The 12713-nt window shown below is 36.9% G+C and carries 12 protein-coding genes and 2 tRNA genes; 7 read left to right on the plus strand and 7 right to left on the minus strand.

The window, feature by feature from the left end; genetic code table 11:
* Nucleotides 1-102: 102 nt before the first annotated feature.
* Nucleotides 103-1143, minus strand: a complete 1041-nt coding sequence (locus DV428_RS08300) for an ABC transporter substrate-binding protein (protein WP_005630149.1) — start codon at nt 1141-1143, stop codon at nt 103-105.
* A 166-nt stretch (nt 1144-1309) separates the two neighbouring features.
* Here DV428_RS08300 and udk point away from each other — a divergent pair, with 166 nt between their 5' ends.
* The 4 genes from udk to DV428_RS08320 are packed head-to-tail and all read left to right on the plus strand — an operon-like array spanning nt 1310 to nt 4913.
* The gene (gene udk, locus DV428_RS08305; protein WP_005637481.1) at nt 1310-1948 is read left to right on the plus strand and encodes a uridine kinase; all 639 of its coding nucleotides are present in this window, start codon (nt 1310-1312) and stop codon (nt 1946-1948) included.
* 8 nt (nt 1949-1956) lie between these two features.
* Nucleotides 1957-2544, plus strand: a complete 588-nt coding sequence (dcd, locus tag DV428_RS08310) for a dCTP deaminase (protein ID WP_046939517.1) — start codon at nt 1957-1959, stop codon at nt 2542-2544.
* A gap of 3 nt (nt 2545-2547) precedes the next feature.
* Nucleotides 2548-3723 carry a hypothetical protein gene (locus tag DV428_RS08315; protein WP_114909377.1) on the plus strand — a complete coding sequence of 392 codons (1176 nt, stop codon included), beginning with the start codon at nt 2548-2550 and terminating at the stop codon, nt 3721-3723.
* Nucleotides 3723-4913, plus strand: a complete 1191-nt coding sequence (locus DV428_RS08320; protein WP_114909378.1) for a sugar transporter — start codon at nt 3723-3725, stop codon at nt 4911-4913. Before DV428_RS08315 ends, DV428_RS08320 begins: the two co-directional genes overlap by 1 nt.
* A 78-nt stretch (nt 4914-4991) precedes the next feature.
* On the opposite strand, the gene der is transcribed toward DV428_RS08320, so the two are convergent.
* From der to dnaQ, 4 genes are all read right to left on the minus strand, one after another.
* Nucleotides 4992-6503: a ribosome biogenesis GTPase Der gene (gene der, locus DV428_RS08325; RefSeq protein ID WP_114909379.1), complete on the minus strand. Its 1512-nt coding sequence runs from the start codon at nt 6501-6503 to the stop codon at nt 4992-4994.
* 419 nt (nt 6504-6922) lie between these two features.
* Nucleotides 6923-6999: transfer RNA gene (locus tag DV428_RS08330), tRNA-Asp, on the minus strand.
* A gap of 23 nt (nt 7000-7022) precedes the next feature.
* Nucleotides 7023-7099 (minus strand) — tRNA-Asp (locus tag DV428_RS08335).
* 87 nt (nt 7100-7186) lie between these two features.
* Nucleotides 7187-7957, minus strand: coding sequence for a DNA polymerase III subunit epsilon (dnaQ, locus tag DV428_RS08340; protein WP_053466219.1), 771 nt, complete (start codon nt 7955-7957; stop codon nt 7187-7189).
* Nucleotides 7958-8017: 60 nt separating this feature from the next.
* Between dnaQ and rnhA the strand changes: the two genes are divergently transcribed.
* The 3 genes from rnhA to DV428_RS08355 all read left to right on the plus strand — a co-directional run bounded on the left by rnhA (nt 8018) and on the right by DV428_RS08355 (nt 10704).
* The gene (gene rnhA / locus DV428_RS08345; protein WP_114909380.1) at nt 8018-8482 is read left to right on the plus strand and encodes a ribonuclease HI; all 465 of its coding nucleotides are present in this window, start codon (nt 8018-8020) and stop codon (nt 8480-8482) included.
* 166 nt (nt 8483-8648) lie between these two features.
* Nucleotides 8649-9428 (plus strand): DUF3800 domain-containing protein, encoded by a 780-nt coding sequence (locus tag DV428_RS08350; protein WP_114909381.1) that lies wholly within the window; start codon nt 8649-8651, stop codon nt 9426-9428.
* Between the two features lie 229 nt (nt 9429-9657).
* Nucleotides 9658-10704: a porin gene (locus tag DV428_RS08355; protein WP_114909382.1), complete on the plus strand. Its 1047-nt coding sequence runs from the start codon at nt 9658-9660 to the stop codon at nt 10702-10704.
* A gap of 351 nt (nt 10705-11055) precedes the next feature.
* Here the strand turns inward: DV428_RS08355 and DV428_RS08360 are convergent, their stop codons facing one another.
* On the minus strand, nt 11056-11871 hold the full coding sequence (locus DV428_RS08360) for a metal ABC transporter permease (RefSeq protein WP_114909383.1): 816 nt from the start codon (nt 11869-11871) through the stop codon (nt 11056-11058).
* Nucleotides 11864-12712, minus strand: a complete 849-nt coding sequence (locus tag DV428_RS08365; RefSeq protein WP_005645260.1) for a metal ABC transporter permease — start codon at nt 12710-12712, stop codon at nt 11864-11866. The genes DV428_RS08360 and DV428_RS08365 overlap by 8 nt, the downstream gene beginning before the upstream one ends.
* Nucleotide 12713 lies beyond the last annotated feature (1 nt).

The following is a 12713-nucleotide window of genomic DNA, read 5'->3' on the forward strand; positions in this document are numbered from 1 at the left end:
AATGAAGGTTTTGCAATCTCTTAGAGGGAAAACGAAATCACATTAAAAATACGAAAAAGTGCGGTCAAAAACTTCAGTATTTTTTGCCGCACTTATTCAGCGCTATTTCGCTAATTTAACTTCTTGTACCCATTTTTCAATTAAGGCTTTACGTTGTTCTGTTGCACCGTATTTTTCAAAGTCATAATTGATTAATTTGAGTTTATTTGGATCAAATGCAGTTGGTGATTGTTCTGCGGTCGTGTTAGTTAAGATTTGTAAAGAATCCCCTTGTTTCCAAGCTAATTCTTGGCCTTCTTTTGATAAAGCCCAATCGACGAATAATTTTGCATTATCAATATTACGCGCACCTTTTAAGATACTCACGCCACCTAACTCATAACCTGTTCCTTCACAAGGCACGACTAATTCTAACGGTGCGCCATTGCGTTTTTCTAATGCATAATCATGTAAGAAACCTACCCCAATTGTCGCTTCGCCACGCGCAGAGTTACGTGATGGCGTGATACCCGATTTGGTATATTGAGAAACATTAGGATGTAAGGCTTTTAAGTATTCAAACGCCTCTTTTTCACCCCATAATTGGACGAAAGTTGCCAATGCTGTGTAGGCTGTACCCGCACTTTGAGGGTCTGCAATTTGAACTTCGCCTTTTAAACGTGGATCTGTTAGGTCTTTCCAGCATTTCGGCACTTCTTTAATGCCTAATTTTGCCAAACGTTCAGTATTCACACCAAAACCTAAGATCCCCATATAAATTGAGGAAACATAATGACCTTTCGTTTTCGCTGGATCACGGAAACGTTCCACAATTTCATCAATGTGTTTAGATTTATAAGGCTCAATTAACCCTAATTCTGCAGCTTGAGCTTGAGGGTCAAAAGTACCGCCGAACCAAACATCCGCTTGAGGGTTATTTTTTTCAGCTTCAACTTTAGCAAAAGTACTGCCTGAACCATTACGAATAAAGGATGTTTTCACATCATATTTTTCGCCAAATGCTTTTGTGGTGGTTTCGCACAAAATATTGGTTGCACTACAGTACACAACTAAACGACCTTTAGCGTTAGCAGAACCAGAAATAGCCAAGCCTGCAGCTAAAAGTGCGGCAGAAACAGAAAGAGAAATTTTGTTGAACTTCATAATAAATACTCCTTATTGGATAGAATGGTACGAATCCTACGTGAAAAAGGCGAATAATACCGTGATGAAGCTCACACTTTTTAAAATTCAAGTAAAAAAATAAACGTGAAATTCACCGCACTTTTACTTATAATTGCCGAAATTTCCCTTACATCAAAATACGATTATGTCAGATTCTTGTATCATCATCGCCATCACTGGCGCGTCCGCATCAGGCAAAAGTTCTATCGCGTCTACCGTTCACAAAGAACTCTGTAATGAATTAGGCTGCCAAGAAATTGGGATTATTGCCGAAGACAGTTACTACAAAGATCAAAGCCATTTAGAAATGAGCGAACGCATAAAAACAAATTACGACCATCCAAGCTCAATGGATCGCGATTTGCTCATTCAACATTTAAAAGATTTAAAGTCAGGAAAAACGGTTGATGTACCTGTTTATAGCTATGTTGAGCATACTCGTACGGGTGAAACCACAACATTTACACCAAAACGTATTGTGATTTTAGAAGGGATTTTACTGCTTACTGATGAACGTGTTCGTCAACTTGCGGATATTTCCGTATTCGTGGACACGCCATTAGACATTTGTTTTATTCGTCGTTTACAACGCGATATGGAAGAACGTGGTCGTTCCCTACAATCAGTTATTGATCAATATCGTGCAACCGTGCGTCCAATGTTCTTACAATTTATTGAGCCATCTAAACAATATGCGGATATTGTTATTCCTCGTGGTGGTAAAAACCGCATTGCAATCAATATGTTAAAAGCTCAAATCCTTCATTTATTGAATCAAAAATAGGAAATCTTATGCGTCTTTGCGATACTGATATTGAACGCTATCTCGATGATGGCATTATTTCTTTAACTCCTCGTCCAAATAATGACAAAATCAACGGTGCGACGATTGATGTTCGCTTAGGTAATTCTTTCCGCGTATTTCGTGAGCATTCGGCGCCTTTCATTGATTTAAGCGGACCGAAAGAAGAAGTCTCCGCCCAGCTTGAATCGGTAATGAGCGATGAAATTATTGTGCCTGAAGGCGAAGCATTTTTCTTGCATCCTGGTACTTTAGCGTTAGCAACCACACTTGAATCCGTGAAATTGCCCGCCAATATTATCGGTTGGTTAGATGGCCGCTCTTCTTTAGCGCGTTTAGGCTTAATGGTGCACGTCACAGCACACCGAATTGATCCAGGTTGGGAAGGAAAAATCGTGTTGGAATTTTATAATTCAGGGAAATTACCATTAGCATTACGCCCCAATATGGTGATTGGTGCATTAAGCTTTGAAATATTAAGTGGCGAAGCGAAGCGACCATACAGTAGCCGCAAAGATGCAAAATATAAAAATCAACAAAGTGCGGTTGCGAGTCGTATTGACGAAGACAAGGAATAATCGATGAAAAAGTTCGCGCTTGGCGTAGGGATCGTCGCTTTGGCGATCTTTTCTTTTTTGTATATCCAACTTTATCGAGTACAAAGTGCCATCGGTGAACAACTAGCACAACAAAATATTGCGGTTCAATCAGTCAATTTATCTCTATTTCCACCCGCACTTTCTCTTAAAAATATAAAAACTACGCAATTTTCAGCTCAAAAATTTGAAGCCAAACTTAGTTTTTTGCCTCTTTTGTATGGCAACACAGCACTTCATTCACTGAATATTCAACAGCTCAAATTAACTCAAAACACACAAAATCCTGCCAATGTATCGATAGAGGTTTCGCCTTTTTCTTTAAAACAGCTTTTATCAAAAAAAGTAATATTGAATGGCGAAAACCATATTCACATTGAATTTAATAAGCCTATTTATGGAAAAACAAAAACTTTCCATTTTTCTTTCCACAAAGCAAATTTAGACTTCTCAACATCAGAATCAGCCCTACTTCAATTTGTAGATGCAAACCTAAATAATCAGCCTATAGGTTATATTGAAACTCACACAGCCCACCAACAAATAGTGACTTATATAAAACCACAATGCGATAACGATTGTTTAGCAGTATTGAAATATCAACAAATAGATAATCAAAGTGCGGTAAATTTTTCAGGCAAATATTTCCCTGTTAAACGCTTATTAACACTATTAAACATGCCCGAAATATTAAGTGGACACGCAGATTTTAATATTGATTTCACATTTTTACATTCACAACTTATTCAAGGAAAGTTAAATATCCTCGCTCAAAATGGCGAAATTCTTGGCGTAAATTTATTGGATATGGTCAGCCAATATCTCCCAATCAATTACAACGGTGATCTGTTACAAAACAAAGAATTAAACACTCGCTTTGAACAATTTTACTTACAATTATTTCTCCAACAGAATCAATTTATTGCTGAAAAAATCGAATTAAAAACACCCGCACTTTTGGGGCAAGGGAAAGGCATCATTGATTTAAACCGAATGGAATGCAATGTGGATATTAATTTAAATTCTACCAATCAACGCTATCAAAATTTGACACTACCAATCAATTTTTTTGGTAACTGCAGTTCACCACAATATAAAATTAATTTTACGAAGAAATTCCGCCATCAATTAATTGATGCGATTAAAGAAAAGTTACGTTAATGTCGTTATATTTAAAAGCTGAAAAAATCCAATCATGGCGCGTGCTTATTATGGCTTGCGCAGGATTTATTTTTAATACTACAGAATTCGTGCCAGTCGCAATGTTAAGTGACATCGCTCAAAGTTTTGATATGCAAACCGCCGATACCGGTTTAATGATGACAGTTTATGCTTGGACGGTGCTAATTATGTCTTTACCAGCCATGCTTGCCACAGGCAATATGGAACGTAAAAGTCTGCTTATTAAGCTTTTCATTATATTTATTGTTGGGCATATTTTATCGGTCATTGCATGGAATTTCTGGATATTACTTCTCGCTCGAATGTGTATTGCATTAGCACATTCGGTGTTTTGGTCAATTACTGCCTCACTTGTGATGCGCATCGCACCTAAACACAAGAAAACTCAAGCATTAGGAATGCTCGCTATTGGCACCGCACTTGCCACCATCTTAGGCTTACCGATTGGACGAATTGTCGGACAGCTCGTCGGTTGGCGTGTCACTTTTGGCATTATTGCGGTACTGGCATTATCCATCATGTTTTTAATTATTCGATTATTACCAAATTTACCCAGTAAAAATGCTGGTTCGATTGCAAGTTTACCCTTGCTTGCTAAACGTCCATTATTACTTTGGCTTTATGTAACAACGGCAATCGTCATTTCAGCACACTTTACCGCTTATACTTATATCGAACCATTCATGATTGATGTGGGGCACTTGGATCCAAATTTTGCCACGGCGGTATTATTAGTTTTTGGTTTCTCAGGTATTGCCGCAAGTCTATTATTTAACAGATTCTACCGACTTGCTCCCACAAAATTTATTGTTGTTTCAATGAGTTTATTGATATTCTCCCTTTTACTACTCCTCTTTTCGACCGAAACAATGATAGCAATGTTCAGCCTTGTGTTTATTTGGGGGATTGGCATTTCTTGTATCGGACTATCGCTACAAATGCGCGTACTAAAACTTGCGCCAGATGCAACCGATGTTGCCACGGCTATTTACTCGGGCATTTTCAATGCAGGAATTGGCGCAGGCGCATTATTTGGCAATCTTGCGACAACCTATTTAGGATTAAACGAAATTGGTTATACGGGCGCAGCATTAGGTTTAATCGGTTTCATCATTTTTATTACAACGCACTTAAAATATCGCCATACCTTTCTTCTGCAAAACAAATAAAAAAATAACCGCACTTTAGTTCTCCAAAAGAGTTCTAAAAGTGCGGTTAAATCTTGCTAAGTTTTATTTATCTCACATTTAACGTTTCGCTTTCTTAATAAACTTCATCAAACGTTTACGTTTACGCAATTGGTTCGGAGTGAGTTTATTTTTGCGTCCTGCAAATGGGTTTGAGCCTTCTTGGAAAAGCAGACGAATCGGTGAACCAATAATTTTCAAACTCTTACGATAATAATTAGATAAATAACGTTTATAAGAATCCGGTAATTTATCCATTTGGTTACCATGAACCACTATAATCGGCGGATTATAACCACCTGGATGAGCATATTTTAATTTAATTCGACGACCGCCAATCATTGGTGGTTGGTGCTCATCGGTTGCCATTTGCAAAATACGAGTTAAAAGCGAGGTGGTCATTTTTTGAGTCGCACAAGCATACGCTTCTTTAATCGAATCAAAAAGATTACCCACACCACTGCCGTGCAACGCAGAAATAAAATGCACGCGAGCAAAATCAATAAAATCTAAACGACGATCAAGCTCAGATTTAACCCGGTCTTTCACATCTTGATCTAAACTATCCCATTTATTCACAACGATCACTAAAGAACGACCTGCATTTAAAATAAAGCCGAGCAAAGATAAATCCTGATCAGAAATGTTCTCTCTTGCATCAATAGTCAGCAATACAACATTAGCATCTTGAATCGCTTGCAAGGTTTTAATCACAGAGAATTTTTCCACTGCCAAATGCACCTTACCACGCTTACGCACACCAGCCGTATCAATTAACGTATATTGCTGCCCATCACGCTCCATTGGGATATAAATACTATCGCGTGTCGTGCCTGGCATATCGTAAACCACCACACGGTCTTCCCCTAAAATACGATTGGTTAAAGTGGATTTACCCACATTTGGACGACCAACAATGGCAATCTTAATATTTTTATCTTGCTCTTCTTCCGATTCCTCTAACGCCTCATCAAGTAAGGCTGTATCTTCTTCTGAATCAAAATCGAATTCTTGTTCCCATTCGTCTTGTTCTTCCTCAGAAGTGCGGTCATTTTCATCAGAGTTTTCCATTTGTTCCGCAAAAGGCGCAAGTACTTGTTCCATTAACTGAGTGACACCACGGCCTTGTGAAGCAGCGATTTGCTCAATTTCCCCTAAGCCTAATTGATAAAATTCAGCACAATGAGAATCCGCATCGATGCCATCGGTTTTATTTGCCACCACCACAGTAATTTTGTTTTGACGTTGACGTAAGTAATTCGCAATACCAATATCAGCTGCCGTTAAACCCGCCCTAGCATCCACAAGGAAAAGAACAATATCGGCTTCATCAATAGCAAGCAAAGATTGCTCCGCCATTTTTTCTTCTACGCCTTCTTCGGTTCCATCAATACCGCCAGTATCAATAACAATGAACTCATAGCCAGCAATATAAGCATGGCCGTATTTTCTATCACGAGTTAAACCAGGAAAATCAGCGACTAACGCATCTCTTGTACGAGTAAGGCGATTAAATAATGTGGATTTTCCCACATTCGGGCGACCAACAAGGGCCACAACTGGAGTTGCCATAAAAAATCTCTTATTTTGTCAAAAATGGCGGCTATTATATCGGAAGTTAAAGGATTGGTAAAAAATGATTTCAACAAGGAAAAGAAAAAGCCACAGGATACAATCCTATGGCTTTCTAAACACTGTTTATTTATCTATAACTTAACGTTATAATAATCTCGCTTTCAAGGAGTCAGCTTGAAAGCGAGTGTTGCGCTTTTTCGCAACGTTTGAAGAGGATAAGAAAATGATTAAACTCATTATCCTTGTTGTCGTTTTATTATTAGTGAGCCACCCCGCTTACTAATAAGACAACATACTAGGGAGTAGCAGCTCCCTAGTTCTTCAAATCTTAAAAGTTTACTTTATTTTTGTCAAGGATGAAGCAAATTTCAGATACAAAAAAAGCACCGTTAGGTGCTATCTTTATTTATCTTAATTGGCGGAATGGACGGGACTCGAACCCGCGACCCCCTGCGTGACAGGCAGGTATTCTAACCAGCTGAACTACCACTCCGAGATAAGACATTAATTTTAAATTGGCGGAATGGACGGGACTCGAACCCGCGACCCCCTGCGTGACAGGCAGGTATTCTAACCAGCTGAACTACCACTCCGCTAAGTGGTGCGTATCATAATGACGAACATAAATCTCGTCAATCTTTTTTTATTAAATTTTACTTACCTGCTTAAATTCCAAACGATTAATGCACATTATCATTGCCAAAGCGTTTATCCCAAAGGCAATTATTTCCACTTTTTTTATTAATCATCTTTAATAATTCTAAATGCGCTTGTAGCTCATCATCAGTAGGTTGAAGTAATTTTAAATTGTGCGCAAAATCCACCGCACTTTTTATTTCTTCCGCCGCTTTTTCTTGTACAACATGGATAACTTCAGACTCAACAGATTCTTCTTCATCGAATAAATTTGTTTGCCCCCCCGTCATCATCAAATAAACATCCGCTAAGATCTCGGCATCCAGTAACGCACCGTGTAAAGTACGTTTGCTATTATCAATACCTAAACGATCACAAAGTGCGTCCAAATTATTACGTTTTCCAGGATACATCTGACGCGCCATTTGTAGCGTATCTGTCACCAAACAAATATCGGTTGTTTTCACATTAAGGTTGAGTTTACGAAATTCATAATCCATAAATCCAACGTCAAAAGGGGCATTGTGAATAAGCAATTCCGCACCATTAATATAATCCAAAAAATCTTGGGCAACTTCTTTAAATTCAGGTTTATCCGCTAACATTTCATCAGTAATACCATGAACTTTAATCGCATCAGGATCAACGGGGCGATCTGGCTTAATGTAAATATGGAAATTATTACCTGTGTAACGACGATTTATTAATTCAACTGCACCAATTTCAATAATACAGTGTCCTTCATAATGCGCGCCAAGCTGATTCATACCTGTAGTTTCAGTATCTAATACAATTTGGCGATTGGGATTAATCATTTGTTCAACCTATCTCTTTCCATTAAAATACTTGTCATTCTACACAACAACCTTTTTGTTATGCAAAAACAGATTGAAATTTTTACTGATGGATCTTGCTTAGGTAATCCCGGTGCAGGCGGAATTGGCGCCGTATTACGTTATAAACAACATGAAAAAATGCTCTCCAAAGGCTATTTTAAAACCACCAATAATCGAATGGAATTACGTGCTGTCATTGAAGCATTAAATGCATTAAAAGAACCTTGCTTGATCACGCTTTATAGTGATAGCCAATATATGAAAAATGGCATAACAAAATGGATCTTTAACTGGAAAAAAAATAATTGGAAAGCAAGTTCTGGAAAGCCTGTAAAAAACCAAGATTTATGGATAGCCTTAGATGAATCCATCCAACGTCATAAAATTAATTGGCAATGGGTAAAAGGTCATGCAGGACACAGAGAAAATGAAATGTGCGATGAATTAGCTAGAAAAGGAGCTGAAAATCCGACATCGGAAGATATGGGGTATTTTGAAGAATAAAACATACTTGATTTTTTTCATAAAATGACTATATTAGCAAAAGAGTTAGGAGTGCTGGACTTTATAATATGCAGAACGCTGAGCGATTGACTCACCTAACTCACCGAATTTAACCCAATAGATTATTTTTATAATTTATTGGGTTTTTTTAAGGAAAAATTTATTTATGTATTTATTATACGCTGATGAATCAGGATCGATAGATGATCCTAATGGTGATTTCTTTGTTTTAGCTGGATGTTGCTTATTTGAACGTCAAACACATTGGGTTGATAATAAACTTGAAAGTATCGCAAATCGCTTTAGTGGATATTTTGGAGAAAGGCATTGCGAATTACACGGCAGCCCAATGTTTAGTGGTCGAGATGGATGGAAGTTAGCAGCAAGCGTACCAGAACGAGTTCAAGCTGTTGTAGATTCTTTAGATTTACTTGACCATGAACACGGTAAAATCCCTATTTTTATTTCAGTTATAGAAAAATCACTTTTCAGCGATAGAAGCAAAATTATTCCAACAGCATTTAAAGATATTGCTTTTGCATTTGATAATTTCTTAAAAAATATTTACTACAAAAATCAAAGTCAAAAACAAAGAGGTATTATGATTTTTGATAATTCAACATCAGAAAGAATGATACAAGATTTATCTTACACCTATAAACATATAGGTAAAGGGGATGACAAACTAAGAAATTTTGCAGAAGTTCCAATGTTTATTGATTCTAAAGCATCTAGAATTATTCAGCTAGCTGATTTAGTCGCCTATTGGATATATCGTTATTACCAAAGCAAAGACAATAGAGGATTTAATTTAATCAGTCCACATATTTACCAATATGCAAAACATAAAGTTGGGCTTATTGAACATATTTCTGAAGAAACAAAAAAGACACTACTGGAAAATGCTAATGACCAAGGGTATCCATTTCCAAATGCCTCTTCGTAAATATTAAAATCTACTTTATACAAGCATAGCCGTTCAAAACAGAACAAAAAACAGACAAAAATATACAAAAAATGTGATCTAGATCAGATTTCAAGAAAATTAAAATTTTGGAGAGTTGACATCAAAATGCGAATTTGCAATGATTCGCGATGTCTATTTAGGCGGTTGGACAATCTTATATGAAAAGAGTTCAATCATAGATAGTAAACAACCATAAGGAATACAAATTATGAAAAAAACACTTGCAGCATTAATCATCGGTGCATTCGCAGCTTCAGCAGCGAACGCAGCAGTAGTTTACGATAACGAAGGAACTAAAGTTGAAATTGGTGGTTCTCTTCGTCTTATTTTAGAAAAAACTAATAAAGGTGGAGAAGCAAATAAACACACCCACTCAGGCTTAAGAAATGCAGGCTCTCGTTTAGAAGTTAAAGTTAAACATAATTTAGATAGCGGCTACTATGCATTGGGTTACTTACAAGTTCGTCTTGATGGTAAACAAGGCAATGGCGCTAAAGACGATGGCTTTGGAGCTTTAGGTACTAAACGCGCTTTCGTTGGTTTAGGTCACAAAGAACGTGGTGAAGTTACATTTGGTCGCCAAGTAACCACTGCAGACTCTTTAAGCACAGCTAACGATTACACCTATGGCATTATCGATAAAGATGCGTACCTTCCAACCGAAGGTGATTCTGTAGTTCGCTATGCTTACAAAGGTATTGATAATTTAGTAATTAGTGCTGACTACTTATTTGCAAACCAACGCCAAAATAATGAAGTAGTAACTAATACTCTTGAAAATGGTTTCCAAGCTGGCGTTGCCTATGAAGATGGCATTATTGCTAAATTCGGTTATGGTCGTACTAACTATAAATCAGCAACTTCTCAAAAACATCATGTAGATGGTTTCTTAACTACCTTGGGTTATGATTTCGGTGGTGCAATCGTATCTCTTGATGGCGGTTATGCGAAAGAAAAAGAAATGAATCAAAATACTAAGAGATTCTATGTATCTCCAGGTTTCCAATATCAAGTTACTGATTTAACCAACGTATATGGTAACTACAAATATGAGCAAGAAAAAGAACATAATGGTTCAAAAGCTAAAGTCCACGGTTTCTTACTTGGCGTAGGTCATAAACTTCATAAACAAGTATTAACTTATGTAGAAGGAAAATACCAAGTTGGTAAAGGGTACGACGCTAATGGTTCTTATGTTGAAGGCTCTAAAGTTAAAGACAAAGCTATCGGTGTAGGTATCCGTGTATTCTTCTAATTAAACAATTAGAAACTATGAAGGCGAATCGAAAGGTTCGCCTTTTTGTTTGTTCTAAAATCGAATAAAACAATCTAAAGTTGTTTAAAATATTTAAGGCCGATAGGAATTACAAAGTATGTGACGTTATTTTATAGTTATTCATTTTGATTTTTCTCTACGTTAAATCCTCACAATATCTATTCAATAAGAGATACCACAAAATTCAGCTAAAGAAGATTTTGAAAATCATGAGGAAAATAAGATAAAGAATGACTTATATAAAATAAATACCTTGTGGAAGTTAAAAGAATATTTCATTGAATAAAAACGGCACAAACATGACTTGTACCGTTTTTAAAAGAAGGGAAATTATCTTGTTTTAATTTTGCTATAGGTTAATGCCACGACAAAAAACACAGCTTGCAGCAGAATAATACAAGCTCCTGTTGACGCATCAAAATGATAGCTCAATATTACGCCAATTAGGCTTGATGTAATGGAACTGACAATAGCAATCCATAACATTTTATCAAAAGATTTTGTGAGCGTAAGTGCGGTAATTCCTGGCGCAATTAACATTGCCACCACCAAAATAACGCCTACCACTTGCATCGTGCTTACAATGGTTAAAGCAAGCAACATTAACAATCCATAATGTAAAATCTTTGGAGAAAGTCCTGCAACACGAGCATGACTTGGGTCAAAACAATAAAGCAAAAAATCTTTACGTTTAAAAACAATCATACAAAAAATTATCGCAGAAATAACCGCACTTTGAATGAGTTCTTGATGACTTACGCCCAATACATTACCAAACAAAATATGCGTTAAATGCTGTTCTGTTTGAATTTTGGTGAACATAACAAGACCAATAGCAAACATTCCAGAAAATACAATGCCCATTGCTGTATCTTCTTTTATACGACTGTTTTCTTTTAAATATCCCACGCCAAGGGAGCAAAAAATGCCAGAGAAAAATGCGCCAATCGCTAAAGGAATTCCTGCCAAATAAGCAAGCACAATACCAGGCAATACTGCATGGGAAATCGCATCACCCATTAACGACCAACCTTTCAAGACTAAATAGCAAGAAAGCAACGCACAAATAATTGAAACAATAAATGCAGTCAACAAAGCATTTTGCATAAACTCAAATTGTAGCGGTTCTAAAAGCCAATCAAACATTTTCTACCGCCTTTTTATTGCGAGTGAGTAAACCATACTTTGGTGAAAATAAGAAAGCTGCCAAAAACAATATGGTTTGCAATGTGACAATCACACCGCCAGTAGCACCATCTAAATAATAGCTAATATAGACCCCAACAAAACTTGTCACTGCCCCTAAAATAATAGCGATGATAGACAAGGTTTTGAATTTATCTGTGAGTAAATATGCTGTCGCACCTGGGGTAACGACCATCGCAATCACTAAAATCGCGCCGACAGTTTGCAAGGCAGCAACCACACAAGCACTCAATAATGTGAAAAATAAAATTTTATAAAATAATGGAGAAAGACCGACTGTAATCGCTTGTGTTTCATCAAAAAAAATCAGCAGTAAATCCTTCCAAAATAATAAAAGCAATACTAAACAAACACCGATGATAATTGCCACTTGATAAATATCTTCATCAGCAATACCTAAAATATTGCCTAAAATGATGCTTTGCACATTTACTGCGGTTGGATTTAAAGAAATGATCAATAGACCTAATGCAAAGAAAGTGCTAAAAATAAAACCGATAACGGCATCTTCTTTCAGTTTAGAAATGGATTTAATCCAAAGAATGGAAAGTGCGGCTAAAATTCCGGCAAAAAATGCACCAAGTGCATAAGGCAAAGAAAAGGCATAGGCTATCGCGACACCAGGCACAACAGAATGAGAAAGTGCATCGCCAATCAAAGACCAGCCTTTAAGCATTAAATATGAAGACAAAAAAGCACAAATCCCACCAACTGCAGTGCTCAAGATCATCGCCTTGAGCATATAATCATAGGAAAAAGGTTCGAGTAATAAATCTAACATT

It is taken from the genome of Haemophilus haemolyticus, from assembly GCF_003352385.1.
In the GTDB taxonomy this organism is placed as follows: domain Bacteria; phylum Pseudomonadota; class Gammaproteobacteria; order Enterobacterales; family Pasteurellaceae; genus Haemophilus; species Haemophilus haemolyticus_I.

Bases quoted from the DNA above. Each gene is read 5' to 3' on its own strand.
- DV428_RS08300 (WP_005630149.1), bottom strand. From the start codon at position 1,143: ATGAAGTTCAACAAAATTTCTCTTTCTGTTTCTGCCGCACTTTTAGCT.
- udk (WP_005637481.1), top strand. From the start codon at position 1,310: ATGTCAGATTCTTGTATCATCATCGCCATCACTGGCGCGTCCGCATCA.
- dcd (WP_046939517.1), top strand. From the start codon at position 1,957: ATGCGTCTTTGCGATACTGATATTGAACGCTATCTCGATGATGGCATT.
- DV428_RS08315 (WP_114909377.1), top strand. From the start codon at position 2,548: ATGAAAAAGTTCGCGCTTGGCGTAGGGATCGTCGCTTTGGCGATCTTT.
- DV428_RS08320 (WP_114909378.1), top strand. From the start codon at position 3,723: ATGTCGTTATATTTAAAAGCTGAAAAAATCCAATCATGGCGCGTGCTT.
- der (WP_114909379.1), bottom strand. From the start codon at position 6,503: ATGGCAACTCCAGTTGTGGCCCTTGTTGGTCGCCCGAATGTGGGAAAA.
- dnaQ (WP_053466219.1), bottom strand. From the start codon at position 7,957: ATGATTAATCCCAATCGCCAAATTGTATTAGATACTGAAACTACAGGT.
- rnhA (WP_114909380.1), top strand. From the start codon at position 8,018: ATGCAAAAACAGATTGAAATTTTTACTGATGGATCTTGCTTAGGTAAT.
- DV428_RS08350 (WP_114909381.1), top strand. From the start codon at position 8,649: ATGTATTTATTATACGCTGATGAATCAGGATCGATAGATGATCCTAAT.
- DV428_RS08355 (WP_114909382.1), top strand. From the start codon at position 9,658: ATGAAAAAAACACTTGCAGCATTAATCATCGGTGCATTCGCAGCTTCA.
- DV428_RS08360 (WP_114909383.1), bottom strand. From the start codon at position 11,871: ATGTTTGATTGGCTTTTAGAACCGCTACAATTTGAGTTTATGCAAAAT.
- DV428_RS08365 (WP_005645260.1), bottom strand. From the start codon at position 12,712: ATGTTAGATTTATTACTCGAACCTTTTTCCTATGATTATATGCTCAAG.